This window comes from Streptomyces sp. NPDC052016 (genome assembly GCF_044548445.1).
Taxonomy (GTDB): domain Bacteria; phylum Actinomycetota; class Actinomycetes; order Streptomycetales; family Streptomycetaceae; genus Streptomyces.
Genome location: NZ_JBIUBX010000014.1, coordinates 79,220 through 106,196, shown reverse-complemented (window position 1 = coordinate 106,196; position 26,977 = coordinate 79,220). Strand labels below are relative to the sequence as shown.

The 26,977-nt window shown below is 70.4% G+C and carries 25 protein-coding genes; 3 read left to right on the top strand and 22 right to left on the bottom strand.

From position 1 onward, the window contains the following. Nucleotides 1–46: 46 nt before the first annotated feature. The 11 genes from ACIHAR_RS19045 to ACIHAR_RS18995 all read right to left on the bottom strand — a co-directional run bounded on the left by ACIHAR_RS19045 (nucleotide 47) and on the right by ACIHAR_RS18995 (nucleotide 12,196). Nucleotides 47–898 carry a shikimate dehydrogenase gene (locus ACIHAR_RS19045; protein WP_400020532.1) on the bottom strand — a complete coding sequence of 284 codons (852 nt, stop codon included), beginning with the start codon at nucleotides 896–898 and terminating at the stop codon, nucleotides 47–49. Nucleotides 899–902: 4 nt separating this feature from the next. Next, nucleotides 903–2,678 carry an endolytic transglycosylase MltG gene (gene mltG, locus ACIHAR_RS19040; protein ID WP_400020530.1) on the bottom strand — a complete coding sequence of 592 codons (1,776 nt, stop codon included), beginning with the start codon at nucleotides 2,676–2,678 and terminating at the stop codon, nucleotides 903–905. 122 nt (nucleotides 2,679–2,800) lie between these two features. After that, nucleotides 2,801–3,265 carry a Holliday junction resolvase RuvX gene (gene ruvX / locus ACIHAR_RS19035; protein WP_400020528.1) on the bottom strand — a complete coding sequence of 155 codons (465 nt, stop codon included), beginning with the start codon at nucleotides 3,263–3,265 and terminating at the stop codon, nucleotides 2,801–2,803. Next, nucleotides 3,265–5,937 (bottom strand): alanine--tRNA ligase, encoded by a 2,673-nt coding sequence (gene alaS, locus ACIHAR_RS19030; protein WP_365455430.1) that lies wholly within the window; start codon nucleotides 5,935–5,937, stop codon nucleotides 3,265–3,267. Before alaS ends, ruvX begins: the two co-directional genes overlap by 1 nt. Beyond that, complete coding sequence (locus ACIHAR_RS19025; protein WP_365455433.1) at nucleotides 5,937–6,284, bottom strand: hypothetical protein; 348 nt, start codon at nucleotides 6,282–6,284, stop codon at nucleotides 5,937–5,939. The genes alaS and ACIHAR_RS19025 overlap by 1 nt, the downstream gene beginning before the upstream one ends. Nucleotides 6,285–6,291: 7 nt before the next feature. Then, entirely contained in the window at nucleotides 6,292–6,738 is a 447-nt protein-coding gene (locus ACIHAR_RS19020; protein WP_365455436.1) for a DUF948 domain-containing protein, read from the bottom strand. A gap of 222 nt (nucleotides 6,739–6,960) precedes the next feature. Further along, the gene (gene rpsD / locus ACIHAR_RS19015; RefSeq protein ID WP_208781099.1) at nucleotides 6,961–7,575 is read right to left on the bottom strand and encodes a 30S ribosomal protein S4; all 615 of its coding nucleotides are present in this window, start codon (nucleotides 7,573–7,575) and stop codon (nucleotides 6,961–6,963) included. A 338-nt stretch (nucleotides 7,576–7,913) separates the two neighbouring features. After that, nucleotides 7,914–9,269 carry a replication-associated recombination protein A gene (locus ACIHAR_RS19010; RefSeq protein ID WP_365455440.1) on the bottom strand — a complete coding sequence of 452 codons (1,356 nt, stop codon included), beginning with the start codon at nucleotides 9,267–9,269 and terminating at the stop codon, nucleotides 7,914–7,916. An 86-nt stretch (nucleotides 9,270–9,355) separates the two neighbouring features. After that, nucleotides 9,356–10,015 (bottom strand): vitamin K epoxide reductase family protein, encoded by a 660-nt coding sequence (locus ACIHAR_RS19005; RefSeq protein ID WP_365455443.1) that lies wholly within the window; start codon nucleotides 10,013–10,015, stop codon nucleotides 9,356–9,358. 197 nt (nucleotides 10,016–10,212) lie between these two features. Next, nucleotides 10,213–11,475, bottom strand: a complete 1,263-nt coding sequence (hisS, locus tag ACIHAR_RS19000; RefSeq protein WP_400020524.1) for a histidine--tRNA ligase — start codon at nucleotides 11,473–11,475, stop codon at nucleotides 10,213–10,215. A 13-nt stretch (nucleotides 11,476–11,488) separates the two neighbouring features. Beyond that, nucleotides 11,489–12,196 (bottom strand): MBL fold metallo-hydrolase, encoded by a 708-nt coding sequence (locus ACIHAR_RS18995; protein WP_400020522.1) that lies wholly within the window; start codon nucleotides 12,194–12,196, stop codon nucleotides 11,489–11,491. A gap of 178 nt (nucleotides 12,197–12,374) precedes the next feature. Between ACIHAR_RS18995 and ACIHAR_RS18990 the strand changes: the two genes are divergently transcribed. The 3 genes from ACIHAR_RS18990 (at nucleotide 12,375) to ACIHAR_RS18980 (ending at nucleotide 14,867) form a co-directional block, all read left to right on the top strand. After that, entirely contained in the window at nucleotides 12,375–13,190 is an 816-nt protein-coding gene (locus ACIHAR_RS18990; RefSeq protein ID WP_400020520.1) for a peptidylprolyl isomerase, read from the top strand. A gap of 143 nt (nucleotides 13,191–13,333) precedes the next feature. After that, a complete protein-coding gene (locus tag ACIHAR_RS18985; protein WP_365455455.1) occupies nucleotides 13,334–14,563 on the top strand; it encodes a DUF349 domain-containing protein in 1,230 nt (409 codons plus the stop codon). A 94-nt stretch (nucleotides 14,564–14,657) separates the two neighbouring features. Further along, nucleotides 14,658–14,867: a hypothetical protein gene (locus ACIHAR_RS18980; protein WP_365455458.1), complete on the top strand. Its 210-nt coding sequence runs from the start codon at nucleotides 14,658–14,660 to the stop codon at nucleotides 14,865–14,867. Nucleotides 14,868–15,091: 224 nt separating this feature from the next. On the opposite strand, the gene ACIHAR_RS18975 is transcribed toward ACIHAR_RS18980, so the two are convergent. The 11 genes from ACIHAR_RS18975 to pdxS all read right to left on the bottom strand — a co-directional run bounded on the left by ACIHAR_RS18975 (nucleotide 15,092) and on the right by pdxS (nucleotide 26,845). Beyond that, a complete protein-coding gene (locus ACIHAR_RS18975; RefSeq protein WP_365455461.1) occupies nucleotides 15,092–17,620 on the bottom strand; it encodes a bifunctional (p)ppGpp synthetase/guanosine-3',5'-bis(diphosphate) 3'-pyrophosphohydrolase in 2,529 nt (842 codons plus the stop codon). A gap of 194 nt (nucleotides 17,621–17,814) precedes the next feature. Beyond that, nucleotides 17,815–18,354: an adenine phosphoribosyltransferase gene (locus ACIHAR_RS18970; RefSeq protein WP_365455464.1), complete on the bottom strand. Its 540-nt coding sequence runs from the start codon at nucleotides 18,352–18,354 to the stop codon at nucleotides 17,815–17,817. Then, a complete protein-coding gene (gene secF, locus ACIHAR_RS18965; protein WP_400020650.1) occupies nucleotides 18,351–19,463 on the bottom strand; it encodes a protein translocase subunit SecF in 1,113 nt (370 codons plus the stop codon). Before secF ends, ACIHAR_RS18970 begins: the two co-directional genes overlap by 4 nt. Nucleotides 19,464–19,465: 2 nt before the next feature. Next, nucleotides 19,466–21,229, bottom strand: coding sequence for a protein translocase subunit SecD (gene secD, locus ACIHAR_RS18960; protein WP_365455467.1), 1,764 nt, complete (start codon nucleotides 21,227–21,229; stop codon nucleotides 19,466–19,468). 137 nt (nucleotides 21,230–21,366) lie between these two features. Beyond that, on the bottom strand, nucleotides 21,367–21,855 hold the full coding sequence (gene yajC, locus ACIHAR_RS18955; RefSeq protein WP_365455470.1) for a preprotein translocase subunit YajC: 489 nt from the start codon (nucleotides 21,853–21,855) through the stop codon (nucleotides 21,367–21,369). 226 nt (nucleotides 21,856–22,081) lie between these two features. Beyond that, nucleotides 22,082–23,176, bottom strand: coding sequence for a Holliday junction branch migration DNA helicase RuvB (ruvB, locus tag ACIHAR_RS18950; RefSeq protein ID WP_365455473.1), 1,095 nt, complete (start codon nucleotides 23,174–23,176; stop codon nucleotides 22,082–22,084). Between the two features lie 25 nt (nucleotides 23,177–23,201). Continuing rightward, entirely contained in the window at nucleotides 23,202–23,807 is a 606-nt protein-coding gene (gene ruvA / locus ACIHAR_RS18945; RefSeq protein WP_388751867.1) for a Holliday junction branch migration protein RuvA, read from the bottom strand. Continuing rightward, on the bottom strand, nucleotides 23,804–24,334 hold the full coding sequence (ruvC, locus tag ACIHAR_RS18940) for a crossover junction endodeoxyribonuclease RuvC (protein WP_365455479.1): 531 nt from the start codon (nucleotides 24,332–24,334) through the stop codon (nucleotides 23,804–23,806). Before ruvC ends, ruvA begins: the two co-directional genes overlap by 4 nt. Before the next feature lie 140 nt (nucleotides 24,335–24,474). Then, on the bottom strand, nucleotides 24,475–25,227 hold the full coding sequence (locus ACIHAR_RS18935; RefSeq protein WP_132853616.1) for a YebC/PmpR family DNA-binding transcriptional regulator: 753 nt from the start codon (nucleotides 25,225–25,227) through the stop codon (nucleotides 24,475–24,477). 76 nt (nucleotides 25,228–25,303) lie between these two features. Beyond that, nucleotides 25,304–25,909: a pyridoxal 5'-phosphate synthase glutaminase subunit PdxT gene (pdxT, locus tag ACIHAR_RS18930; RefSeq protein ID WP_365455482.1), complete on the bottom strand. Its 606-nt coding sequence runs from the start codon at nucleotides 25,907–25,909 to the stop codon at nucleotides 25,304–25,306. 30 nt (nucleotides 25,910–25,939) lie between these two features. After that, a complete protein-coding gene (gene pdxS / locus ACIHAR_RS18925) occupies nucleotides 25,940–26,845 on the bottom strand; it encodes a pyridoxal 5'-phosphate synthase lyase subunit PdxS (protein WP_360345081.1) in 906 nt (301 codons plus the stop codon). Between the last annotated feature and the right edge of the window lie 132 nt (nucleotides 26,846–26,977).

Genomic DNA, 26,977 nt, shown 5'->3' with positions numbered 1-26,977 from the left:
GACTCCCCCCACACCATGCTCCGCCCCCTGCGGAACTCAGCGGATCCTAGCGGGAGGCGAGGGCGTGTTCGCCCGCTTTTCGCATGGCGTCGACGGGGGCCGGCGAGCGGCCGGTCATCTGCTCCACCTGGAACACCGCCTGGTGCACCAGCAGGTCCAGCCCGCTGACGACGGCGCCGCCGAACATGGACCAGCGGGCGGCCAGCTCGGTCGGCCACGGCTCGTACAGCACGTCGAAGAGGGTCGCGGGCCGCTCCGGCACCGCGGCGGCGAGGGCGTCCGTCGCTCCGGCGGGGGTGGTCGCGACGACCAGCGGGAAGCGCAGCGCCTCGGCCGCCTCCGCCCAGTCCGCCGTACGGACCTCGACGTCGAGGCGCTCGCCCCACTCCCGCATCTCGGCGGCCCGGGCAGCGCTGCGCACGTAGGCGACGACCTCGCCGGTGCAGACGCGGGCCAGGGCGGCCAGCGCGGAGGAGGCGGTGGCGCCGGCGCCGAGGATGGCCGCCGTGTCGACCTGCTCGACACCGTGCTCACGCAGCGCGGCCACCATGCCGGGAATGTCGGTGTTGTCGCCGACGCGTCGGCCGTCCTCGGTGAACACGAGCGTGTTGACCGCCTCGACGGAGGCCGCCGTCTCGCTGATCTCGTCGAGCAGCGGGATCACCGCCCGCTTGAGCGGCATGGTCAGCGACAGCCCCGCCCACTCGGGGCCGAGCCCCTCGACGAACCCGGGCAGGGCCGCCTCGTCGACGTCGAAGCGGTCGTACGTCCAGTCGGTGAGTTCCATCGCCCGGTACGCGGCGCGGTGCAGCACCGGCGAGAGGGAGTGGGCGATGGGGCTGCCGAGCACCGCCGCCCGGTGACGACGGACGTCACGCGTCCGGTTTGTGCCGCTCATTTCCTCAGTTACCGGCATTCTTGTTGAACTTGGCCTTGAGTTCCTCGAACTGCGCATAGGTCTTCGCGAATTCGGTCTTGTGCGCACCGTCGGTCGCGACGAAGTAGATCCAGCCGTCGCTCGTCGGATTCAGCGTCGCCGCGAGGGCGTTGGCGCCCGGGTTCCCGATCGGACCCGGCGGCAGACCCTTCTGGGTGTACGTGTTGTACGGGTCCTTGTTGCTGTTGATCTCGGACTCGCTGATGTGGATGTTGCTCTCGTTCTTCAGGTAGTTGAACGTCGAGTCGAACTGCAGCAACTGGTTGGTCTCGGTGTTCGTCGGCTTGAGACGGTTGTAGACGACCTCGGCCATCTTGCGGTAGTCGTCGTCCGTCTTGCCCTCGGCCTGGACGAGGCTGGCGACCGTGATGACCTGCAGCGGGTTCTCCAGGTCGAGCGACTCGGCCTTGGCCTGCAGGTCGTACTTGCCGTAGGCCTCGTTGGCCCGCTGCACCATCTCCTTGAGCACCGCGGCCGGCTTCATGCCCTTGGCCGCGGGATAGGTGCCGGGGTAGAGGAAGCCTTCCAGCGGGTCCTTGATGTCGCTGTCGCTGTTGGCCCAACTGGGCAGCCCGAGGCTCTTGAACTCCTTTTCGGCGACGCCCCGGGTGGTGCCGGAGGACAGGCCGAGTTTCGCGTCGATCGCCTGGTAGACCTTGATGTTGCGCTGGCCGGGCGTGACCATCACGTTGGCCTGGCTCTTCGGGTCCAGCATCATCTCGACGGCGCTCTTCGCGGACATCTCCTTCTTCAGGATGTACGCGCCCGCCTGGATCTTGGCGCCCTCGGGATTGCTGGTGAACGCGGACACGAAGGCGTCGACGCTCTTGACGACGCCCGCCTCCTTCAGCCTGCGGCCGATCTCCGCGCCGCCCGCGCCCTTGGGCACCTCGACGCTCACCGTCTGGCTGTTTCCCGCGCCCGCGAAGTCCGGGGCCGCGCCGTAACGATTCTGGTAGAACTGGTAGCCGAAGTAGCCGACGCCGCCGATACCGCCGCCGAACACGAGCACGACGACCAGGCAGGCGCATCCGTTGCGGCGCTTCTTGCCCTTGGGGTCCTTGGCGCCCTTGCCGCCCCGGCCCCGGCGGCTCTCCCGGCCCTCCGGCTCGTCGTCCTCGTCGTCGCCCCCGCCACCCGCGAAGAAGGCGTGTTCGCCCTGGTCGGGTCCCGGGTCCCAGTCGGGCCGCGGCTGCTCGGCCTCCGGTACGGCCTCGGGCTCCGGCTCGGGACGTCGACGGGCGGGCGGCTCGGGCGGTGGGTAGGCGTCCGGGGTGCCGTAGAAGTCCGGCTGCTCGGCCCCGTAGGCCGCTGCCTGCTGGCCGTACGGGTCACCGGGGTCGGCGGCGTACGGGACGTGCGCGTGGGTGCCGGTGCCGTCCCAGCCGCCCTCGTGGTACGTCTGCGGGTGACCCTGCTGCCCCGGGTGGCCCTGCTGTCCGGGATGGCCCTGCTGGCCGGGGTGACCTTGGTGGGCCTGGGCGTACTGCTGGTACTGCTGCGGGTCGTAGGGCTGCTGGTACTGCTGCGGGTCGTAGTGCTGGCCGTACTGCTGCGCCTGTCCGTTGCCCCAGTCGCCGTACTGCGCCTGCTGCGGCTGCTGCGGGTAGTGCTGTGGCTGGCCGCCGTGGGCAGGCTGATGGCCGACGTGGGCCTGCTGCCCTTCCCATCCGCCGTCCCCGTACAACGGGTCCTCCGGATGCCACGGTTCGGAGCCTGGACCCCGGCCATACTCAGTCATCGATCCCCTAGAGCCGCGAGGCGGCGGACGCGCGGCCTGTGGGCCCGGCTTCCGCTCCGCCTCTCTCTGTGCGGCGGCTGTTCGAACACCGCCGCATCGCGCGGAACGTTACCGTATCGCGATCAGATGACCACTTCGACGCCCTCGCCGGGTGCTGTGCCTGACACTCGTTCGGATTCCAGCGCCTGCTGGAGGATGATCACAGCGGCCGCCTGGTCGATGACGGAACGTCCCTTCCTGGCGTTCACGCCGGAGGCCCGCAGGCTCTGGCCGGCCGTCACGGTCGTCATCCGCTCGTCGACGAGCCGGACCGGGACCGGCGCGATGCCCCGGGCCAGCTCCTGGGCGAAACCGCGGACCTTGACGGCCGCCGGGCCCTCGCCCCCCTTCAGGGAGCGAGGGAGACCGACGACGACCTCGATCGGTTCGTACTCCTCGACCAGCTGCTTCAGCCGGCGATGGGCCGCGGGGAGGTCGCGCCCGGGGACGGTCTCCACCGGGGTGGCGAGGATGCCGTCGGGGTCGCACGAGGCGACCCCGATGCGGGCGTCCCCGACGTCGATCGCGAGGCGACGGCCGCGGCGCATCACTTGGCCGTTTCCGCCACGAGGCGCTCGACGGCGTCGACGGCCTCGCCGACGGCGGCCGGGTTCTGGCCACCGCCCTGGGCGACGTCCGGCTTGCCGCCACCGCCGCCGCCGAGGGTCTTGGCAGCCGTACGGACCAGCTCTCCGGCCTTGAGGCCGCGCTCGCGGGCGGCCTCGTTGGTGGCGATCACCGTGAGCGGCTTGCCGTTCGCCACGGTGAACAGGGCGACGACGGCGGCCCGGCCGCCCTGGATGCGGCCACGGACGTCGAGGACGAGCTTGCGCAGGTCGTCGGCGGTCGTGCCGTCCGGCACCTGACCGGTGACGAGAGCGATGCCGCGTACGTCCTTGGCGGACTCGGCGAGACCGGCGGCGGCCTGCAGCACCTTCTCGGCGCGGAACTTCTCGATCTCCTTCTCGGCGTCCTTCAGCTTGCCGAGCATGGCGGAGACCTTCTCCGGGAGCTCCTCCGGACGGCCCTTGATCAGCTCCTGGAGCTGGGCGACGACGGTGTGCTCGCGGGCGAGGAAGTTGTAGGCGTCCACACCGACGAGAGCCTCGATACGGCGCACGCCCGAGCCGATCGACGACTCGCCGAGCAGCTTGACCAGGCCCAGCTGGGAGGTCTTGTGCACGTGCGTGCCGCCGCACAGCTCCTTGGAGAAGTCGCCGATGGTCACCACACGGACCCGGTCGCCGTACTTCTCGCCGAACTCGGCGATGGCGCCCTGCTTCTTGGCCTCGTCGATGCCCATGACCTCGGCGTGCACGTCGAGGTCGCGGGCGAGCACCTCGTTGATCTTCTGCTCGACGTCGGTCATCACGGCCGTCGGGACGGCGGACGGCGAGCCGAAGTCGAAGCGGAAGCGGCCGGGCTGGTTCTCGGAACCGGCCTGGGCGGCCGTCGGGCCGAGCGCGTCACGCAGGGCCTGGTGGGTGAGGTGGGTGGCCGAGTGGGCGCGGGCGATGGCCGTGCGACGGCGGGCGTCGATCGAGGCGTGGGCCTTGGCGCCGACGGTGACCTCGCCGACCTGGACGACGCCCTTGTGCACGTAGACGCCGGGGACGGGCTTCTGGCAGTCGCGGATCTCGACGACGGCGCCGGTGTCGACCTTGATGCGACCGGTGTCGCCGATCTGGCCGCCGCCCTCGGCGTAGAAGGGGGTGCGGTCGAGGACGATCTCGACCTCGTCGCCCTCGCCGGCGGCCGGGGAGGAGACGCCGTCGACGAGGATGCCGACGATCGTGGACTCGCCCTGGGTGTCGGTGTAGCCGATGAAGTCGGTCGCGCCGGCCTTGTCGGCGATCTCGCGGTAGGCGCCGGCGCCGGCGTGGCCGGTCTTCTTGGCCTGGGCGTCGGCCTTGGCGCGCTCCCGCTGCTCCTTCATCAGGCGGCGGAAGCCCTCTTCGTCCACGGACAGGCCCTGCTCGGCGGCCATCTCGAGGGTGAGGTCGATCGGGAAGCCCCAGGTGTCGTGGAGCAGGAAGGCCTTGTCGCCGGGCAGCACGGTGGATCCGGCGGCTTTGGTCTCGCTGACGGCGCCGTCCAGGACGTTGGTGCCGGCGTTGAGGGTCTTGAGGAAGCGGGCCTCCTCGGCGAGGGCGACGTTCTCGATGCGCTCGCGGTCGGTGACCAGCTCGGGGTACTGCTGGCCCATCATCCCGATGACGGTGTCGATGAGGTCCTTGACGACCGGGCCGGTGGCGCCGAGCAGGCGCATGTTGCGGATGGCGCGGCGCATGATGCGGCGCAGCACGTACCCGCGGCCCTCGTTGCCGGGGGTGACGCCGTCGCCGATGAGCATGACGGACGTGCGCATGTGGTCGGTGACCACGCGCAGGGAGACGTCCGAGTCGTGGGCGTCGCCGTAGGCCACGCCGGTCAGCTCGGTGGCCTTCTTGATGACGGCCATGGAGGTGTCGATCTCGTACATGTTCTGCACGCCCTGCAGAATCATGGCGAGGCGCTCCAGGCCGAGGCCCGTGTCGATGTTCTTGCTCGGCAGCTCGCCGAGGATCTCGAAGTTGTCCTTGCCGATGCCCTCGCCGCGCTCGTACTGCATGAAGACGAGGTTCCAGATCTCCACGTACCGCTCGTCGTTGACGGCGGGGCCGCCCTCGACGCCGAACTCGGGGCCGCGGTCGTAGTTGATCTCGGAGCAGGGGCCGCAGGGGCCGGGGACGCCCATGGACCAGTAGTTGTCCTTCATGCCGAGGCGCTGGATGCGCTCCTTCGGCACACCGACGACCTCGTGCCAGATGCGCTCGGCCTCGTCGTCGTCCTTGTAGACGGTGATCCAGAGCTTCTCCGGCTCCAGGCCGTAACCACCCTTGTCCTGGGGGCTGGTGAGCAGCTCCCAGGCGTACTTGATGGCGCCTTCCTTGAAGTAGTCGCCGAAGGAGAAGTTGCCGCACATCTGGAAGAACGTGCCGTGGCGCGTGGTCTTGCCGACCTCTTCGATGTCCGGCGTGCGCACGCACTTCTGCACGCTGGTGGCGCGGGCGAAGGGCGGCTTGACCTCACCCAGGAAGTAGGGCTTGAAGGGCACCATGCCGGCCGGGACGAGGAGCAGAGTCGGGTCGTCCGCGATGAGCGACGCCGAAGGGACGACGGTGTGCCCGCGCTCCTCGAAGAAGCTCAGCCAGCGGCGGCGGATCTCAGCCGACTCCATCAGTGGTCCTCATTCCGGTTGTACGAGTACGTCGTGTTCTCGATGTACTTCGGGTTGCTGCGGTCGTTCTCGATGGCGGCGGGCCGCCGGGGTGCCTGGAGTCCGGGGTCCGCGTGGATCCCGAGGGCCTCCTCCAGCTCGGCCTCCCGCCGGGCCATGTTGTCGCGGACGTCGAGCGCGAAGCCCACCGCGCGGTCCTTGAGGCGCGCTCCCGTCTCGAGTGCCTTGTTGGCCGCGGTCGCGGCGAGGCTCTCGGGGGTCAGCTGCTTCAGCTTGCGGTTGACCTTGGTGGTGGCCCACACACCGGCGGCGACGCCCGTGGTGAACCAGAACGTACGGCGGAACATCGCTGCGTCAGTCCCTCTTTCCACGGGAGGTGCGCCTCGCCCGCCGTGAGGCCGGCACGGTCCGGCCCACGATCACGGTACGCCTGGGCTCCTCGGCGGGCACGTCGTCCTTGCGGCCGCCGAGGGCCCGGCGGACGCCGTAGCCGAAGGCGGCGACCTTGACCAGGGGTCCGCCGAAGGTGGAGGCGACCGTGGTGGACAGCGCGGAGGCGTTCGACGTGACCTCCTGGACGTCCGAGGCGATCGCGTCGACCCGGTCGATCTGGGTCTGCGCCGAGCGCACCGCGGCGGACGCGTCGGCCAGCAACGGAACGGCCTGGTCGGTCACGTCCGCGACCAGCTTGGTGGTCGCCCTGAGCGTCTGGGCCAGCCTCGCCAGCGCGACGGCGAGGAAGGAGACCAGGATCGCCCAGAACACGGCCACCAGGATGCCGGCCACTTCTCCACCGGACACTGCGCACCCGCTCCCTGATACGTGCCTCTGCATCGAAAAAGTCGTGCACCGAGCCTATCGCGCCGGGGGCGGCGCTCCGAACCGGATTTGCCGGTGCGGACAGCCGGGTAGCCACGGCTCCCCCGCCCATGCGCGCACATGCGCGAACCCGCCGCCCCGCCCGCCCGGAAGGGCGGGGGGACGACGGGTTCAGGGCGCAGAAGTCCTACGACCGCCGAGGGATCAGCGGGCGTAGTACTCGACGACGAGCTGCTCGTCGCAGATGACCGGAACTTCCTTGCGGTTCGGCTCGCGGTCCAGGCGGAACGCCAGGGCCTTGAGGTTCACCTGCAGGTAGCGCGGGGTCTCGCCGTCGGGGGCGAAACCGCCCTCACGGGCGATCTGGAAGAGGGTCTTCTCGCGGCTGCGCTCGCGGACCATCACGACGTCGTCGGGACGGACGCGGAACGACGGCTTGTCGACCTTCTGGCCGTTGACCTCGATGTGGCCGTGAACGACCATCTGACGGGCCTGGTAGATGGTGCGGGCGATGCCCGAACGCAGGACCAGGGCGTCGAGACGGCGCTCGAGCTCCACGATCAGGGCCTCACCGGTCTTGCCCTGCACCTTGGAGGCACGCTCGTAGGCGCGGACCAGCTGGCGCTCGGAGATGTCGTACTGCGCGCGCAGACGCTGCTTCTCCAGCAGACGGACCTTGTAGTCCGAGTTCTGCTTGCGGCCACGGCCGTGCTCACCCGGCGGGTAGGGGCGGGCCTCGAAGTACTTGACGGCCTTCGGGGTCAGCGCGATGCCGAGGGCACGCGACTTCTTGACCTTGGGGCGGGACTGGTTCGCCATGAACCAAACACCTCGTGTTTCTTATGCGAATACGGCTTCACCAGGGTTAGGGGAGGTCGCATCCGCAGCCGGGGAAACCCGCCGGGCCCGCTCGGGGCCTGGAGGGCAGCCGCTCCCCTGGTCTGGGCACATACGTGCAGCACGCGAGTGGCCCACCGACCGCTCCCGGCATCCGGGGTGGTGGTGGGCTGCCCGCGACACCGTTCGACGGTGCGCGACGCTCCTGGAGTGCCTGGCGGACCAGGTCTCCGGCTGGATGTCCCGCTCTGGTGAGCCGGTCCCTCTTCGACAAGGGCCCGGACACAGGACTCAGCACTTCACGCGAGTCTACAGGGTGCTCAGGACCGCTTGCGACCGAGGTGCTTGCGGGTCCACTCCACGGCGTCCGCGTACCGGGCCTCGGCGCCGTGCCGGGTGGGCGTGTAGTACTCCCGCTCCCTGATCGCGTCCGGGGCGTACTGCTGCGCGGCGATCCCCTCGGGCAGGTCGTGCGGGTACACGTACCCCTGCGCGTGACCCAGCTTGGCCGCGCCCTTGTAGTGCCCGTCCCGCAGGTGCGGCGGCACGGGTCCGGCCAGTCCCTTGCGCACGTCGTCCAGGGCGGCGCCGATCGCGGTCGTCGCGGAGTTCGACTTGGGGGCCAGTGCGAGGGCGATGGTGGCGTGGCTGAGGGTGAGGGCGGCCTCGGGGAAGCCGATCAGGGCGACGGCCTGGGCGGCGGCGACGGCGACGGGCAGCGCGTTGGGGTCGGCGAGGCCGATGTCCTCGCTGGCGGAGATCATCAGACGGCGGGCGATGAAGCGGGGGTCCTCGCCGGCCTCGATCATCCGGGCCAGGTAGTGCAGGGCGGCGTCGACGTCGGAGCCGCGGATGGACTTGATGAGCGCGCTGGCGACGTCGTAGTGCTGGTCGCCGTCGCGGTCGTACTTCACCGCGGCCCGGTCGACCGTCTCCTCGAGCGTCGACAGGGCGATCTCCGTCTCGCCCTTGTCGAGTGCGGCCCCGGCGGCGGCCTCCAGGGCGGTCAGGGCGCGGCGGGCGTCACCGCCGGCGATGCGCAGGAGGTGGGCCTCGGTGTCATCGGGGAGGGTGACGGCGCCCTTGAGGCCGCGTTCGTCGTCGAGCGCCCGCCGCAGGAGTCCGCGGAGGTCGTCGTCGGTGAGGGGTTCGAGGGTCAGCAGCAGCGAGCGGGACAGCAGGGGCGAGATCACCGAGAAGTACGGATTCTCGGTGGTCGCCGCGATGAGGGTGACCCAGCGGTTCTCGACGGCCGGGAGGAGGGAGTCCTGCTGGGCCTTGCTGAAGCGGTGGATCTCGTCGAGGAAGAGGACGGTCTCCTTGCCGAAGCCGCCGGTGGCGCGGCGGGCTCCGTCGATGACCGCGCGGACCTCCTTGACGCCGGCGGTGATCGCGGAGAGTTCCACGAAGCGCTTGTTGGTGGCCTTGGAGACGACGTACGCCAGGGTCGTCTTGCCCGTGCCGGGAGGGCCCCAGAGGATCACGGAGGAGGGGCCTGCCGGGCCCTTGGCGCCCTCGCCGACCAGGCGGCGCAGGGGTGAGCCCGGCTTCAGCAGGTGCTGCTGGCCCACCACCTCGTCGAGGGTGCGCGGGCGCATGCGGACCGCCAGGGGGCTGCCGGCGGGGTCCTTCTCCTGGCGTTCTTCTGCTGCGGCGGTGAACAGGTCGGGCTCCACGCTGAAACCCTAAAGGACCGCACTGACAATCCGGCCGGCGCAGTCGGCGGCCCGGGACGGTGCCGGCGGCCGCCCGGCGCCGGGGGTCAGCTGGTCCAGAACTCCCACCAGCGGGTCAGGATCAGCATGCCGATGATGCCGATGTGCAGGACGGGCATGACCCAGGTGAACTCGCCGAAGAAGCTCCTCAGCCAGCCGGGGGCGGGCAGGAAGCCGTTGCGGACGTTGAACGAGGTCACGTACCAGAACATGATGATCGTCGCGACCCAGGCCAGGCAGCACCACAGGCACAGGGCGTTGATCCGGTACAGGGACTGGAACTGCAGCCAGGTGCAGAAGGCGACGCCGAAGAGCGTGCCGAAGTTGAAGGTGAGCCAGTACCAGCGGGGGAAGCGGGCGCGGGCCAGCAGGGTCATGCCGACGGCGATGACGATGCCGTAGGCGACGAGGCCGAGCATCGGGTTCGGGAAGCCGAAGGCGGCTGCCTGCTTGCTCTCCATGACGCTGCCGCAGGAGACGATGGGGTTCAGGCTGCAGCCGGGCGTGAACGTCTTGCCCTCGACCTTCGCCTCGAGCAGCTTGAACTTGTCGATCGTGATGACCCACGCGGCGAGCAGACCGGCCGCGCCGGTGATCACCAGCAGCAGGGCGAACGCCCGGCTGCCGCCCGCCGTTCCCGGCGCGGCCGCCCCGGCGCCCTCCGGCTCGGGCTCGGTGGAGACGTCTTGGACTGTCGTCTTGCTCATCACGCCGATTCCGTCACTTGAGACTTGGACCATCTTCGGGCAGGGGCCATTGTGCCGCACACGTGCGTCTGCGCACCGTTCGCTTCACATAAGGATGAACGAGCGACGCGCGGTGAACGCCCGGTTCCGGCCACCGCCCGGGGACGAGGAAGGCGCCGGACGCCTCAGGCATCCGGCGCCCACGCGCGCGTGCCGCTCTAGCCGAGCCGCGACTCGAGCTCCGCGACGATCTCGTTGACCCCGACCGCCGTCTGCTCGCCCGACTCCATGTCCTTGAGCTGGACGACGCCCTCGGCGAGGTCGCGCTCACCGGCGACGATCGCGTAACGGGCCCCGCTGCGGTTGGCGTTCTTCATCGCGCCCTTGAGGCCCTTGCCGCCGTAGGAGAAGTCGGCGGCGACGCCCAGCTTGCGCAGTTCGGTCACCTTGGCGAAGAGGACGCGGCGGGCCTCCTCGCCGAGCGGGACGGCGTACACGCTGGTGGTCGAGGGGAGTTCGAGCTCGACGCCCTCCGCCTCCAGCGCGAGGACCGTGCGGTCGACGCCGAGGGCCCAGCCGACGGACGGCAGCGCGGGGCCGCCGATCATCTCGGACAGGCCGTCGTAGCGGCCGCCGCCGCCGACCGCGGACTGCGAACCGAGTCCGTCGTGGACGAACTCGAAGGTCGTGCGCGTGTAGTAGTCCAGGCCGCGGACCAGCTTGGGGTCGTCCTCGAAGGCGACGCCCGCCGCGGTGACCAGCTCACGGACCTCCTCGTGGTACGCCTTGCAGGCGTCGCAGAGGTAGTCACGCAGGAGGGGGGCGCCTCCGAGCTGCTTCTGCACCGACTCGCGCTTGTCGTCCAGCACGCGCAGCGGGTTGATCTCCGCGCGGCGGAACGTGTCCTCGTCCAGGTCCAGGCCGCGCAGGAAGTCCTGGAGAGCGGCCCGGTAGACGGGGCGGCACTCCTTGTCGCCCAGGCTGTTCAGGAGGATGCGGAAGTTCCTCAGGCCCAGCGAGCGGTACGCCTGGTCGGCCAGGATGATCAACTCGGCGTCCAGGGCCGGGTCCTCGGCGCCGATCGCCTCGGCACCGACCTGGGAGAAGTGGCGGTAGCGGCCCTTCTGCGGGCGCTCGTAGCGGTAGTACGAACCCGAGTACCAGAGCTTGACCGGGAGGTTGCCCGACTTGTGGAGGTTGGCCTCCAGCGCGGCGCGCAGGACGGACGCGGTTCCCTCGGGACGCAGGGCCAGCTTGTCGCCGCCCTTGGTCTCGAAGGCGTACATCTCCTTGGTCACGATGTCGGTGGACTCGCCGACACCACGCGCGAAGAGCTCGACGCTCTCGAAGCCAGGCGTCTCGATGTAGCCGTAGCCGGAGGTGCGCAGGGGGGCGGCGATGGCCTCGCGGACGGCGAGGTACGTGGCGCTGTCCGGCGGGATCAGGTCGTACGTGCCCTTGGGGGCCTGAAAGGTGCTCACGGGAAGTCTCTCGTCACATTCCTCGTCGGGGAGCCGGTGAGGCTCCCTGGCCGGCGGCCACCTGCCGCAGATACGGGTTGGTGGCGCGCTCCTGGCCGATGGTCGTCTGGGGGCCGTGGCCGGACAGCACCACGGTCGAGTCGTCGAGCGGCAGGCACACGCGGGCCAGCGAGTCGAGCATCTCGGCCATGTCACCGCCGGGCAGGTCGGTGCGTCCGATGGAGCCGGCGAAGAGCAGATCGCCCGAGAAGAAGACGGGCGGGATGTCCGCCGCCTCGGGCATCCGGAAGGTCACCGACCCCTTGGTATGGCCCGGCGCGTGCGCGACGGAGAACTCCAGATCCGCCAGGGCCAGCGTGGCGCCGTCGGTCAGCTCGCGGACGTCGTCCGGCTCCCCCACCGTCAGCTCGCCCATCAGCGGCATCCCGATGGACCGGCCGAGCGCCTTCTCGGGGTCGCTCATCATGTACCGGTCCTCGGGGTGGATCCAGGCCGGCACGTCGTGTGCGCCGCACACCGGGACGACCGAGGCCACGTGGTCGATGTGGCCGTGGGTGAGGACGACGGCGACGGGCTTGAGCCGATGCTTCCTGATCGCTTCCTCGACTCCGGGGGCCGCCTGGTGGCCCGGGTCGATGATCACGCACTCCTCACCGGCGGCGGGGGCGACGAGATAACAGTTCGTCCCCCAGGCCCCGGCGGGGAACCCGGCAATGAGCACGATCGTCCTTCGTTTGTATCGGTACGGGTGGCTTGCGAGCGGCTGCGCCCGTCGTCAGAGCCTACCGGCGCTGCCGTTTCCTCAGCGAACCCATATACGGTACGGGGCACACGCGGGCGGTCGGCTCACCCACGCACGCGTACCGGCCGACGTACGAGACGCATGAGGAGAGAACCCGGTGGTCACCCAGGAACAGCGCAAGCGTCAGCTCGCCCGGGAGAAGTTCTTGCGGCAGCAGCAGCGCCGCACGGCCGCGCGGCGCAAGGCGCGCGTGCGCAACTCGGTGATCGCGTCGGTGCTCGGCGTGATCGTGGTGGGCAGCCTCACCCTGTACACCACGGGCGTCCTGAAGGACGACGACAAGTCGAACGCGAGCGCGGAGTCGACCCCGTCCGCCACCCCCAGCGCGGTCGAGGACCCGTGCGAGAAGCCCGCCGCGGGCTCGGTCAAGTCGCAGACCTGGAAGAAGGAGCCGGCGATGACGATCGACAAGTCGGCGAAGTACACGATGAAGCTCGCGACGACGTGCGGCGAGATAGACATCGCGCTGAAGGCGTCGGCCGCCCCGCACACCGTGAACTCGTTCAACTTCCTCGCGGGCAAGGGCTACTTGGACCACACCAAGTGCCACCGCCTCACCACCAACGGCATCTACGTGCTGCAGTGCGGCGACCCGACGGGCAGCGGCAGCGGCGGACCGGGCTACACCATCCCGGACGAGAACCTGAAGGACAAGAGCCTCAAGGACAACATCTACCCGGCGGGCACGGTGGCGATGGCCAACACCAGCCAGCCGAACACCGGCGGCAGCCAGTTCTTCCTCGTCTACCAGGACAGTTCGCTCCCGCCCAGCTACACACCGTTCGGTACGGTGTCGGCCGAAGGCATGACGGTCCTGAAGAAGATCGCCGCCGCGGGTGAGAACACGGGCGCCGGTGACGGCGCCCCGAACGCGACGGTCGTGATCAACAAGGCGACGGTCGCGAAGTCCTGACGACAAGGGCGGTCAACTGCGCAATTTCGGTCGCGCGGATGCGGACAGGCGACCCGCCGGTCGCCTATGTTGGCCGTGACGAAACTGTGGACGATGCCCGGGGGCGAGGAAGCCCCACGGAGGCATCATGTGGAGGAGGCGCTGTGAGCAGCGACCCGTGGGGCCGCGTCGACGAGACGGGGACCGTGTACGTGCGTACGGCCGACGGCGAGCAGGTCGTCGGCTCCTGGCAGGCAGGCTCCCCCGAGGAGGCGCTGGCCTACTTCGAGCGCAAGTACGAGGGCCTGGTTGTCGAGATCGGCCTCCTCGAGAAGCGAGTCCAGACCACCGACCTGTCGGCGAAGGACGCCCAGGCCGCCATCGACCACCTGCGCGAGCAGGTGGACGCGCACCACGCGGTCGGCGACCTGGACGCGCTGCGGGCCCGGCTGGACAAGCTGGTGGCGACGGTCGAGGCGCGCCGGGAGGAGCGCAAGCAGCAGCGCGCCAGGCAGTCCGACGAGGCCCGCAAGGCCAAGGAGGACCTGGTCACGGAGGCGGAGCAGCTGGCGCAGTCCGACCAGTGGCGGGCGGCCGGCGAGCGGCTGCGTGCCCTGGTGGACACCTGGAAGGGCCTGCCCCGCCTCGACCGCAAGTCGGACGACGAGCTGTGGCACCGGTTCTCGCACGCGCGCTCGGCGTTCTCCAAGCGCCGCAAGGCGCACTTCGCGCAGTTGGACGCGCAGCGCGAGGAGGCCCGCCGGACCAAGGAGCGGCTGGTCGCCGAGGCCGAGTCGCTGTCGGGCTCGACGGACTGGGGTCCGACGGCCGCGCGCTACCGCGAGCTGATGGCGGAGTGGAAGGCCGCGGGCCGCGCCCAGCGCGAGCACGAGGACGACCTGTGGAACCGCTTCCGCGGTGCCCAGGACGTCTTCTTCGCCGCCCGCAGCTCGGTCTTCGCGGAGCGGGACGCCGAGCAGGGGGAGAACCTGAAGCTGAAGGAGGGGCTGGCCGAGGAGGCCGAGAAGCTCCTGCCGATCGAGGACCTGAAGGCGGCCCGGGCCGCGTTCCGCTCGATCAACGAGCGCTGGGAGGCCATCGGCCATGTGCCGCGGGACGCCCGGCCGAAGGTCGAGGGCCGGATGCACGCCGTGGAGCGCGCGATCCAGGAGGCCGAGGAGGCCGAGTGGCGCCGGACCAACCCGGAGGCACGCGCGCGTGCCGAGGGTCTGACCGGTCAGCTCCAGGCGGCCGTGGACAAGCTGCGGTCCCAGATCGAGCAGGCGCGCGCCCAGGGCAACACCGCGAAGGCGGACAAGCTGGAGCGCGAGCTGGAGGGCCGTCAGGCACTGCTGGACCAGGCGCTGAAGGGTCTGCAGGAGTTCGGCGGCTGAGCGGGACCCGTCGCGGGCGTCGCGGCCCGGCTGTGGGAGACCACGGCCGGGCCGTTGCGCGTTGTGGCCTCGGCCCGGCCCGCTCCGCTCGCTGATGTCCAGGGCGTGCTCGAGCACCTCGCAGGCCTCGGCGCGCGGGAGGCGGGCGACGGCGGAGCGCGGAGCCGTCCTCGACGCCGTGGCGCGGGACGCCGAGGAGTCCCCCGGTGAAGGCGGTGCGGCGCTCGCCGTCGGCCCGTACCTCGTGATGCAGGTGCACGACGGCACGAGCCTGGCCGACCTGGTCTCGCGGTGGGCGCCGTGACCGACCCCGGTGGTGCGCACGGTGGCGTTCGGCATCGCGGAATCCCTCGGAGCCGGCCACACGGCCGGCGTCCTGGAGTGCCGTCGTCGACACCGCTGTCGTACGGCGTGACGACGCCGGGGTGGTCGGTCCGGGCCGGGGCGGGCGCGGGCCTCGCGCTGGACGCGGTCCCAGGCCTCGCTGTCCCCGGTCGGGCCGTCGACGGCGGTGAGCAACCCCCTAGGTCACGGTCTCCGCGCCGACGTCACCCGGTACACGTCGTACACGCCCTCCACACCCCGTACGGCCTTCAGGACGTGGCCCAGGTGCTTGGGGTCGCCCATCTCGAAGGTGAAGCGGGAGGTGGCGACGCGGTCGCGGGAGGTCTGGACGGCCGCCGAGAGGATGTTGACGTGCTGGTCGGACAGGACGCGGGTGACGTCCGAGAGGAGCCGGGAGCGGTCCAGGGCCTCGACCTGGATGGCGACCAGGAAGACCGAGGACTGGGTCGGCGCCCACTCGACGTCCAGGATGCGCTCCGGCTCGCGGGACAGTGACTCGACGTTGACGCAGTCGCTGCGGTGAACCGATACACCACTACCCCGCGTGACGAACCCGATGATGGGATCGCCGGGAACGGGGGTACAGCAGCGGGCCAGCTTGACCCAGACGTCCTCGACGCCCTTGACCACGACACCCGGGTCGTTGCTGGTGCGCCGCTTGCGGCCGCGGGTGCGGGACGGCGGGACCGCCTCGTCGATCTCCTCGGTGGCCGCCTCCTCGCCGCCGAGGGCCTGCACCAGCTTCTGCACGACGTTCTGCGCGGCCACATGGCCCTCGCCGATCGCCGCGTAGAGCGAGGAGATGTCCGGGTAGCGCATCTCGTGGGCCAGCGTGACCAGGGAGTCGCCGGTGAGGATGCGCTGGATCGGCAGGTTCTGCTTGCGCATCGCGCGCGCGATGGCGTCCTTGCCCTGCTCGATCGCCTCGTCGCGGCGCTCCTTGGAGAACCAGGCCCGGATCTTGTTGCGGGCGCGCGGCGACTTGACGAAGCCGAGCCAGTCCCGGGACGGGCCGGCGCCGGGCGCCTTGGACGTGAAGACCTCCACCAGGTCGCCGTTGTCCAGGGTGGATTCGAGGGGCACCAGCCTGCCGTTGACCCGTGCTCCTATGGTCCGGTGGCCGACCTCCGTGTGGACGGCGTAAGCGAAGTCCACCGGCGTGGCCCCGGCCGGGAGCGCGATGACGTCGCCCTTCGGGGTGAAGACGAAGACCTCGTTGCGGGAGAGGTCGAAGCGGAGCGACTCGAGGAACTCGCTGGGGTCCTCGGTCTCCTTCTGCCAGTCCAGCAGCTGCCGCAGCCACGCCATGTCGTTGATGGCGTCCTTGTCCTTGCCGGACGACTTCGGCGCGTCGGTGCGCACCTTGGACGCCCCCGCGACGGCCTCCTGCTTGTACTTCCAGTGCGCGGCGATGCCGTACTCGGCGCGGCGGTGCATGTCGAAGGTGCGGATCTGCAGCTCGACCGGCTTGCCGTTGGGGCCGATGACCGTCGTGTGCAGCGACTGGTACATGTTGAACTTGGGCATCGCGATGTAGTCCTTGAACCGGCCGGGGACCGGGTTCCATCGCGCGTGCACCGTGCCGAGGGCCGCGTAGCAGTCGCGGACGGTGTCCACGAGGACGCGGATGCCCACCAGGTCGTAGATCTCCGCGAAGTCACGGCCGCGGACGATCATCTTCTGGTAGACGCTGTAGTAGTGCTTGGGCCGGCCGGTGACGGTCGCCTTGATGCGGGCGGCGCGCAGGTCGGCCTGGACCTCGTCGGTCACTATGGCCAGATACTCGTCGCGTTTCGGTGCCCGCTCGGCCACCAGCCGTACGATCTCGTCGTACATCTTGGGGTAGAGGATCGCGAAGGCGAGGTCCTCCAGCTCCCACTTGATGGTGTTCATGCCGAGGCGGTGGGCGAGGGGCGCGTAGATCTCGAGGGTCTCGCGCGCCTTCTTCTCCTGCTTCTCGCGCTTGAGGTAGCGCATGGTGCGCATGTTGTGCAGGCGGTCGGCGAGCTTGATGACCAGGACACGCGGGTCCTTGGCCATGGCGACGACCATCTTGCGGACGGTCTCGGCCTGCGCGGCCTCGCCGAACTTGACCTTGTCGAGCTTGGTCACGCCGTCGACGAGGAGGGCGACCACGTCGCCGAAGTCGCGGCGCAGGTCCTCCAGGCCGTACTCGGTGTCCTCGACGGTGTCGTGCAGCAGGCCCGCCATGAGGGTGGCCGGGTCCATGCCGAGCTCGGCGAGGATCGTGGTGACCGCGAGGGGGTGGGTGATGTACGGGTCGCCGCTCTTGCGCTTCTGGCCCCGGTGCCAGCGCTCGGCGACCTGGTAGGCCTTCTCGATCTGGCGCAGCGTCGCCGTCTCGATCTTGGGGTCGTTGCTGCGGACTATCCGCAGCAGCGGTTCCAGGACCGGGTTGTAGGGGTTGGCGCGCTGGACGCCGAGGCGGGCCAGGCGGGCACGGACGCGGTTGGAGGAGCCGGAGCGGGCGGGCGGCTGCGCGGCGGCCGGGCGGGCCGCGGGCGGGGTCGCGGCCCGCTCGGGCGGGGCCGGCTTGGGGCGGGGCTGCTCGGCCGGCTTGTCGACGGGCGCGGAACGGTCGTGCTCGACCGGCCCGCGTGCGTCGTTCTGCGCTTGCGACGCGGGCGTTGCCGCGGGCGCCGAGGCGGACTCGGGCTTTGCGGCGGTCAGGTGCTGGGCCTCGTCTGGCAAGAGGACTCCTCGTGCGCGATCCGGGTCCCCCGGTCAGGCTCCGGAGCACCCATCGTAGCGATCCTGGGCTCCTGGATCGCCTCCAGGCCGTTGTGAGGACCGTCTACCCGTGAAACACGAGAGGCGGGCACCGGATTCCTCCGGGCCCGCCCCCTGTCCGTACGACCCGCAGCAAGCGAGGCGTACGACGGTGCTCAGACCGTGAGCAGTGCCTCCAGCGGCGCTCCGTTCAGCGCCGCCTCGAGGCGGGGCCTCCCGTCCAGGAAGCCGAGTTCCATCAGCACGGCGACGCCCGCGACCTCGGCGCCCGCGCGGTGGATGAGCTGGATCGACGCCTCGGCGGTGCCGCCGGTGGCGAGGACGTCGTCGACGATCAGGATGCGGTCGTCGGCGGTCAGGTCCTCGGCGTGGATCTCGATCTCGGCGGAGCCGTACTCGAGGTCGTAGGCCTGGGCGAGGGTCGCTCCGGGGAGCTTGCCCGCCTTGCGCACGGGAACGAAGCCGAGGCCGGCGCGGACGGCGACGGGGGCGCCGAGGATGAAGCCCCGGGCCTCCAGGCCGACGACCTTGGTGGCGCCGGTGCGCGCGGCGATCTCGGCGAACGCGTCGGTGAGCGCGGTGAACGCCGCGGGGTCCGCGAGCAGCGGGGTGATGTCCTTGAACACCACGCCCGGCTCCGGGTAGTCGGTCACGTCCCGGATGCGGCTGAGCAGCAGCTCCTTGATGTCCGTCATCGGCGCTTCCCCGAGGGCCGGCTGCGGCCCCGGCTGCGGGCGGCGGGCTGGGGACGCGGGCCGACCACCGCGGCCGCGTGGTCCTCAGGCTCGTCGTCGTGCACCTCGTCGCCGTGCGGCCGGCTGTAGTCCTCGTCGGCAGAGCCCTGGGCCCGCTTGGCCAGGACACGCTTCCTGAGGGCCTTCATCTGCGGCTCGAGCTCCTTGAGGTCGGCGACGAGCGGCGTGGCGATGAAGATCGAGGAGTACGCACCGGCCGCGAGGCCGACGAACAGCGACAGCGAGATGTCGTTGAGCGTGCCCGCGCCGAGGAAGCCGCCGCCGATGAACAACAGGCCCGCGACCGGCAGCAGCGCGACCACGGTGGTGTTGACGGAGCGGACCAGGGTGCTGTTGATGGAGCGGTTGGCGACGTCGCTGTAGGTGAAGCGGGTCTGCTTCGTGAGGTCCTTCGTCTGTTCCTTGAGGGAGTCGAAGACGACGACCGTGTCGTACAGCGAGTAACCGAGGATGGTCAGCAGACCGATCACCGTGCCCGGCGTTACCTCGAATCCGACGAGGGCGTAGATGCCGACGGTGATGGTGATGTCGTGGATCAGGGCGACGAGCGCGGCGACGGCCATGCGCCACTCGAAGGCGATCGCCAGGTAGATCACGACGAGGACCATGAAGATCGCGAGACCCTGCCAGGCCTTGTCGGCGATCTGGTCGCCCCAGCTGGGACCGACCAGTTCCGCGTTGATCGCGTCCCGGTCGACCTTGAAGTCCTCGGCGAGGGCGCTCTGGATCTTGTCGGACTGCTGGGTGTCCATGCCCGCGATCTGGATGCGCAGCGAGCCGTTGCCCAGCTTCTGCACGACCACCTCGTGGCCTGACGCGTCGTGCGCGTACTCCTCGGCCTGCGAGACGGAGACGCTGGTCTTCGGGGTGGTGAAGACCGCGCCGCCCTGGAAGTCGATGCCCATGTTCAGGCCGCGCACCGCCAGGCCGACGATGGCCGTGATGGTGATCAGGATCGAGATGCCGTACCAGATCTTGCGGTGGCCGATGAAGTCGTAGCTGACCTCGCCACGGTGCAGTCGGGCGCCGAGGTTGCCGAGTTTCGACACGCTCACGCCTCCTTCGTCTCGACGGGGCCGGCGACGGGACCGGCGGGACGGCGGGTGCGGCGCAGCGGCGGCTTGGCACCCAGGCTCTTCGGGTCGAGGCCGGACCACTTGTGACCGTTCGCGAAGAACTTCCGGCGCGCGGCCAGCGTCATCAGCGGCTTGGTGAAGAAGAAGACCACGACGACGTCGAGGACGGTGGTCAGCCCCAGGGTGAACGCGAAGCCCTGGACCTTGCCGACGGTGACGACGAACAGCACGGCGGCGGCGAGGAACGACACGAAGTCGGAGACCAGGATGGTGCGCCGGGCACGCGGCCAGGCCCGCTCGACGGCGGGGCGCAGCGAGCGGCCCTCGCGGATCTCGTCGCGGACGCGCTCGAAGTACACGATGAACGAGTCCGCCGTGATGCCGATGGCGACGATGGCACCGCAGACGGCCGGCAGGTTCAGCGCGAAGCCGATGGCCGGGCCGAGCAGCGACATGAGCAGGTAGGTCAGGGCCGCGGAGACCAGCAGCGAGGCGATCGCGATGAGGGACAGGCCTCGGTAGTAGGCCACCAGGTAGATGACGACCAGGGCGAGGCCGATGGCGCCGGCCAGCAGACCGGCCTGCAGCTGGTCACCGCCGAGGGCGGCGCTCACCGTGGTCACGCTCTGCTCGCGGAAGGAGAGCGGGAGCGCACCGTAGGACAGCATGTTGGCGAGGCCCTGGGCCTCCTCCTGCGTGAAGCTGCCGGAGATCTGGGCCTGGCCGCCGGTGATGGCCGAGCTGACGAACGGGCTGGAGACGACGTCGCCGTCCAGGACGATGCCGAACTGGTTCTGCGGGTCCTGGTTCTGCGCCAGCTTGCCGGTGATGTCCGCGAACTTCTTCGCACCCTTGGAGTTGAACTTCATCGTGACCTGCCAGCCGGCGGCGGTCTGGGTGTCGAAGACGGCCTGGGCCTTCTCGACCTCGGTTCCGTCGACGGCGGCGGCGCCGAGCAGGTACTTGTACCAGACGCCCTGGATCTCACCGCAGCCCACGGTGGTGTCCCCGGGCTTGGCGCCCTCGCCGGCCTCGGCGCGGACCGACTCCTTCGAGCAGTCCAGGGAGGCGTACTGGGCCTGGATCTTCGCCTCGTCGTTGGCGGCGGTCCCGTCCGCGGAAGCCGAGGGCGAGGCGGTAGCGGAGGCCGAAGCCGACGGCGTGGCGTCGGCCTTCAGACCGTTGGTGACCGCGCGGCCCTGGGAGGTGGCGGAGGCCGACGGGGTGGAGGAGGAGGTGGCCTTGTCGTCGGCGCCGGAGGCGCTCACGGACGGGCTCGGCGAGGCGCTGGGGGAGCCGCTCGCCGAGGGGCTCGGCGAGGCGTCGGCGGCGGTGCCGCTGGGCTCGCTGGCCAGGACGGGACGGAAGTACAGCTTTGCGGTGGTGCCGACCTGTTCCCGGGCTTCCTTGGAGTCGGTGCCCTTGGGAATGTTCACGATGATGTTGCGGTCGCCCTGGGTCTGCACCTCCGCCTCGGTCACGCCCAGGCCGTTGACACGGCGGTTCATGATCTCGACCGCGGTGTCCATGTTGGCCTTGTTGATCGCGGACCCTTGGTCGGCCTTCGCCTCCAGCGTGATGCTGGTACCGCCGGCAAGGTCGATGCCCAGACGCGGGGTGGTGTCCCCGGTGGCGAACATGCCCCCGGTGAGCCCCACGATGGCGATCAGGATCAGGGCCAGCGAGCGCCCCGGCTTGCTCTGGGCACTCGCGCTCCGGCCCTTTTTAGGTGCTGCCACCTTCTCGTACTCCCTCTCGGGCCGCCCCGCGCCGGGTCAGCGCGGTGGCGGCCATGACATGGTGTCGGGATCCCCTATGTGCGAGATGCGCGCGCCCCGGGGCAGCGGGTCGTGCCCGCTGACCCCGGGGGGCGTGGCTACTTCTTCGCGTCGGAGTCGCCGTCGGTCTTCTTCGGCTCTGCGTCGGCCTCCGCGTCGGCGGTCTGCTCCTCGGTCGCGTCCTTCTTGCCGAAGTCGACGGGCTTGTCCTCGGAGGCGGCGGCAGCGTCGGCGGACCCGTCGGTCTCGGTGAGGGAGGAGGCGTCGTCCGGGACGACGTCGGAGTCGGACTTCAGGTCGTGCTCGACGCCGTGGACGATGCGGTTGTACTCGTCGTCGGACAGGACGGCGCCGATCGCGTTCTTGGCGAAGAGCAGTTCCACCCCCGGGCCGGCGTCAAGGAGGACCGTGTCCTCGCTGACCTCCTTGACGGTCGCGTACATGCCCCCGATGGTGCGGACACCACTGCCGGGTTGCATTGCGTTCCGCATGTCGGCGGCCTGCTGCTGCTTCTTCTTGGCCGACCGGGTCATCAGGAACATGGCCCCGATGAGCACGATGAACGGGAGGAGGGTCACGAGACTCACGGGTCGGTACTTCCTTCACGTGACCGCGATGGTGAGCGGCCTGATGGTTGGGGGTATGTGTGCTGCCGACAACGGCGGCATCGGCGGAGTCTAAGCGAGTCCGCGCGCAGGGAACAACGTTCAGGATGGCACCTGGGTTCCTGACCCGGCCAATGCCCTCGCCGATGTCACGTCACCGGCCGTCGGTGTCCGGCCGGCGGGGCGCCCCGTCCGCCGTCACGCGGCGTCACGCCCCGAACAGGTCCTGTTGTCCGTTTCCCGTGGTGGCGGAGCGGGGCGGGGTGAGGCCCAGGTGGGCCCAGGCCGCGGGGGTGGCGACACGGCCGCGCGGTGTGCGGGCGAGCAGCCCCTCGCGGACCAGGAAGGGTTCGGCGACCTCCTCGACGGTCTCGCGTTCCTCCCCCACCGCGACGGCGAGCGTGGACAGGCCGACCGGACCGCCCCCGAACAGCTTCAGCAGGGCCTCCAGGACCGCGCGGTCGAGGCGGTCGAGGCCTCGGGCGTCGACCTCGTAGACGGCGAGGGCGGCCGAGGCGATCTCGCGGGTGACGACGCCGTCGGCCTTGACCTGCGCGTAGTCGCGGACGCGGCGCAGCAGGCGGTTGGCGATGCGGGGGGTGCCGCGGGAGCGGCCGGCGATCTCGGCGGCGCCGGCACCGTCGATCTCGACGTCGAGGAGGTTCGCCGAACGGTGGATCACGCGCTGCAGTTCGGCGGGCTCGTAGAACTCCATGTGGGCGGTGAAGCCGAAGCGGTCGCGCAGCGGGGGCGGCAGCAGGCCCGCGCGCGTGGTGGCGCCGACCAGCGTGAACGGGGGCAGCTCCAGCGGGATGGCGGTGGCGCCGGGGCCCTTGCCGACGATGACGTCGACGCGGAAGTCCTCCATCGCCATGTAGAGCATCTCCTCGGCGGGCCGGGACATGCGGTGGATCTCGTCGAGGAAGAGGACCTCGCCCTCCTGGAGGGAGGAGAGGATCGCGGCGAGGTCGCCGGCGTGCTGGATGGCGGGGCCGGACGTGATGCGGATGGGGGCGCCCATCTCGGCGGCGATGATCATCGAGAGGGTGGTCTTGCCGAGGCCGGGGGCGCCGGAGAGCAGCACGTGATCGGCGGTGGCGCCCCGCGCGCGGGCGGCGCGCAGGACGAGGTCGAGCTGTTCGCGGACCTTCTCCTGGCCGATGAACTCGCCCAGGTCCTTCGGGCGCAGGGCGGCCTCGACGGCCTGGTCCTCCCGGTCGGCGACGGAGCCCACCAGCCGCTCCGCGGCGGGGCCGACGAGCCCTTCGGGCGCCGGGGTGTCGGTCGGGTCGTCCCAGTTCATGTGTGTGCCTTACGAAGGTGGTGGGTCAGCGGGCTCGGTTCAGGGTCTGCAGGGCCGCCTTCAGCAGGTGGCCGACCTGCGGGGTGCCCTCGGCGGCCTCGGCCTGCGGGGCCACGGCCGCCACGGCCTCGTCGGCCTCGCGGGTGGCGTACCCGAGGCCGATGAGGGCCGCGTGGAGCTGGTCGCGCCAGCCCTGGGTGACCGGGGAGCCGATCGCGGGGGCCCCGGTCGGCTCGCCGAGCCGGTCCTTCAGCTCCAGCAGCAGCTTCTGGGCGCCCTTCTTGCCGATGCCGGGGACGGCGACGAGCGCCTTCTCGTCACCGGTGGCGACGGCCCGGCGCAGGGCGTCCGGGGTGTGCACGGCGAGCATGGCCTGGGCGAGGCGCGGGCCGACCCCGCTGGCCGTCTGCAGCAGCTCGAAGACCTGCCGCTCGTCGTCGTCCGCGAAGCCGTACAGCGTCAGGGAGTCCTCGCGGACGACGAGGGACGTGGCGAGCTTGGTGTGCTGGCCCGTGCGCAGCCCGGACAGGGTGTTCGGCGTGCACTGGACGGCGATGCCGATGCCGCCCACCTCGACGACCGCGGAGTCGGGGGCGAGGGCGGCGACCGGACCGCTGACGAAGGCGATCATGCCGTACGGCCTTTCGATGCGTGCAGGGCGACGGCCTGCTGGAGTCGGTTCTGCGCGGGGGCGCGCCAGATGTGGCAGATGGCGAGGGCGAGGGCGTCGGCGGCGTCGGCGGGTCTGGGCGGCGCGTCGAGCCGCAGCAGTCGGGTGACCATGGCGCCGACCTGGGCCTTGTCGGCGCGGCCGCTGCCGGTGACGGCGGCCTTGACCTCGCTGGGCGTGTGCAGGGCGACGGGGATGCCGCGGCGGGCGGCGCACAGCATGGCGACGGCGCTGGCCTGGGCGGTGCCCATCACCGTACGGACGTTGTGCTGGCTGAACACCCGCTCCACGGCGACGCATTGGGGCCGGTGCTCGTCCAGCCACCGCTCGATGCCCTGCTCGACGGCGACGAGGCGCTGCCCCAACTCGGCGTCCGCGGGCGTGCGGACGACGCCGACTCCCAGCATGCTGAGCGGGCGGCCCGCGACCCCCTCGACCACGCCGACACCGCACCGCGTCAGACCGGGGTCCACCCCGAGTACGCGCATGCGCGCCCCCTCCCTCTCGATCGCCTGTTTGTGCAGGCTATCGGGTGCCACTGACAAGGCCCGCCGGCCACGCCCGGCAAAGCGACGGGCCGACGGGTGTGTCCCGTCGGCCCGTTGAGCCGGTTCAGCCCGCGGCGGTGCTACGCGTCGACCTTCTCCATGACCTCGTCGCTGACGTCGAAGTTGGCGAAGACGTTCTGCACGTCGTCGCTGTCCTCGAGCGCGTCGATCAGCTTGAAGATCTTCTTGGCGCCCTCCTCGTCCAGCTCGACCTGCATGGTCGGGACGAAGTTGGCCTCGGCGGAGTCGTAGTCGATGCCGGCGTCCTGCAGAGCGGTACGGACCGCGACCAGGTCGGTGGCCTCGCTGATGACCTCGAAGTTCTCACCGAGGTCGTTGACCTCCTCGGCGCCCGCGTCCAGGACGGCGCCGAGCACGTCGTCCTCGGTCAGCTCGCCCTTGGGGACGATCACGACGCCCTTGCGGTTGAAGAGGTACGACACCGAACCCGGGTCGGCCATGGAGCCGCCGTTGCGGGTCATGGCGACGCGGACCTCGGAGGCGGCGCGGTTGCGGTTGTCGGTGAGGCACTCGATCAGCACGGCGACGCCGTTCGGGCCGTAGCCCTCGTACATGATCGTCTCGTAGTCGGCGCCACCGGCCTCGAGACCGCCACCGCGCTTGATCGCGGAGTCGATGTTCTTGTTCGGCACCGACTGCTTCTTGGCCTTCTGGACGGCGTCGTACAGCGTCGGGTTGCCCTCGAGGTCGACACCACCCATGCGCGCCGCGACCTCGATGTTCTTGATGAGCTTCGCGAAGAGCTTGCCGCGCTTGGCGTCGATCACGGCCTTCTTGTGCTTCGTCGTGGCCCATTTAGAGTGGCCGGACATCTGCCTGTCTCCTTCGCGTAACCCATCCTGACGAACTCCCCCACGCTTCAGAAGCCTGGGAGGTACCCCGGAGATCCTACAAGGACTCCGCTGCCCCGTTCGCGCGCACCATGTCGACGAAAAGGGAGTGCACGCGGTGGTCGCCCGTGAGTTCCGGGTGGAACGACGTGGCGAGCGCGTTGCCCTGACGGACGGCGACGATGTGACCGTCGTGCTCGGCGAGCACCTCGGTCCCCGCGCCGACGGACTCGACCCAGGGGGCGCGGATGAAGACGCCCTCCACGGGATCACCGTCGACGCCCTTGACGTCGACGGACGCCTCGAAGGACTCGTTCTGCCGTCCGAAGGCGTTGCGGCGCACGATCATGTCGATGCCGCCGACGGTCTCCTGACCCGAGCGCGGGTCGAGGATCTTGTCGGCGAGCATGATCATGCCCGCACAGGTGCCGTAGACGGGCATGCCGTCGCGCACGCGCGCGCGGAGGGGCTCCATCACGCCGAACAGGATGGCCAGCTTGGAGATGGTCGTGGACTCGCCGCCGGGGATGACCAGGCCGCCGACCTCGGCGAGTTCCTCGGGGCGCCGCACCGGCCTGGCCACGGCGTCGGCCGCGGCCAGGGCGATGAGGTGCTCCCGTACGTCGCCCTGGAGGGCCAGGACGCCTATGACAGGGGTGTTCATGGAGTGGTTACCGGATCCTTGCCAGGCTGGTTACCAACCGCGGTTGGCGTAGCGCTCGGTCTCGGGGAGGGTGTCGCAGTTGATGCCGACCATGGCCTCGCCGAGGTTGCGGGACGCGTCCGCGATGATCTTCGGGTCGTCGTAGAAGGTGGTCGCCTTGACGATGGCGGCCGCGCGCTTGGCCGGGTCGCCCGACTTGAAGATGCCGGAGCCGACGAAGACGCCCTCGGCGCCGAGCTGGCGCATCAGGGCGGCGTCGGCCGGGGTGGCGACGCCACCGGCGGAGAACAGGACCACCGGGAGCTTGCCCAGCTCGGCGACTTCCTTGACCAGCTCGTACGGGGCGCGCAGCTCCTTGGCGGCGGCGTACAGCTCGTGGTTGTCGAAGCCGCGCAGCTTGGCGATCTCGTTCTTGATCTGGCGCAGGTGGCGGACGGCCTCGACGACGTTGCCGGTGCCGGCCTCGCCCTTGGAGCGGATCATCGCGGCGCCCTCGGCGATGCGGCGCAGGGCCTCGCCCAGGTTGGTGGCGCCACAGACGAAGGGGGTGGTGAAGGCCCACTTGTCGGAGTGGTTGACCTCGTCGGCCGGGGTGAGGACCTCGGACTCGTCGATGTAGTCGACGCCGAGGGACTGCAGGACCTGGGCCTCGACGAAGTGGCCGATGCGGGACTTCGCCATGACCGGGATGGAGACGGCGTCGATGATGCCCTCGATCATGTCCGGGTCGGACATCCGGGCCACTCCGCCGTCCTTGCGGATGTCGGCCGGGACCCGCTCGAGGGCCATGACGGCGACGGCGCCCGCGTCCTCGGCGATCTTCGCCTGCTCCGGCGTGACGACGTCCATGATCACGCCGCCCTTGAGCTGCTCGGCCATGCCGCGCTTCACGCGCGCGGTGCCGGTCTCGGGAGCCTGGTTCTCGGTGATGGACACGGGTTGACCTCACTGGAGTGGAGAAGGGTTTGCTGCAAGCACCGAGGAAACGCGAGTGGACCAGTCCACAGCAAGGGCCAATGGCAAGTCGGTGGATCCTTTTCTGTGCCAGGCCCCTGCGAGGGCGGCCTC

Coding starts and splice junctions, on each gene's coding strand:
- ACIHAR_RS18980 (WP_365455458.1), top strand. CDS start 14,658: ATGTCCAGGGCGTGCTCGAGCACCTCGCAGGCCTCGGCGCGCGGGAGG.
- ruvB (WP_365455473.1), bottom strand. CDS start 23,176: ATGAACTGGGACGACCCGACCGACACCCCGGCGCCCGAAGGGCTCGTC.
- ACIHAR_RS18935 (WP_132853616.1), bottom strand. CDS start 25,227: ATGTCCGGCCACTCTAAATGGGCCACGACGAAGCACAAGAAGGCCGTG.
- ACIHAR_RS18970 (WP_365455464.1), bottom strand. CDS start 18,354: ATGACGGACATCAAGGAGCTGCTGCTCAGCCGCATCCGGGACGTGACC.
- mltG (WP_400020530.1), bottom strand. CDS start 2,678: ATGACTGAGTATGGCCGGGGTCCAGGCTCCGAACCGTGGCATCCGGAG.
- ACIHAR_RS19005 (WP_365455443.1), bottom strand. CDS start 10,015: ATGAGCAAGACGACAGTCCAAGACGTCTCCACCGAGCCCGAGCCGGAG.
- rpsD (WP_208781099.1), bottom strand. CDS start 7,575: ATGGCGAACCAGTCCCGCCCCAAGGTCAAGAAGTCGCGTGCCCTCGGC.
- alaS (WP_365455430.1), bottom strand. CDS start 5,937: ATGGAGTCGGCTGAGATCCGCCGCCGCTGGCTGAGCTTCTTCGAGGAG.
- ruvA (WP_388751867.1), bottom strand. CDS start 23,807: ATGATCGCCTTCGTCAGCGGTCCGGTCGCCGCCCTCGCCCCCGACTCC.
- ACIHAR_RS19025 (WP_365455433.1), bottom strand. CDS start 6,284: ATGTTCCGCCGTACGTTCTGGTTCACCACGGGCGTCGCCGCCGGTGTG.
- ruvX (WP_400020528.1), bottom strand. CDS start 3,265: ATGCGCCGCGGCCGTCGCCTCGCGATCGACGTCGGGGACGCCCGCATC.
- pdxT (WP_365455482.1), bottom strand. CDS start 25,909: ATGAACACCCCTGTCATAGGCGTCCTGGCCCTCCAGGGCGACGTACGG.
- ruvC (WP_365455479.1), bottom strand. CDS start 24,334: ATGCGCGTACTCGGGGTGGACCCCGGTCTGACGCGGTGCGGTGTCGGC.
- ACIHAR_RS19045 (WP_400020532.1), bottom strand. CDS start 898: ATGAGCGGCACAAACCGGACGCGTGACGTCCGTCGTCACCGGGCGGCG.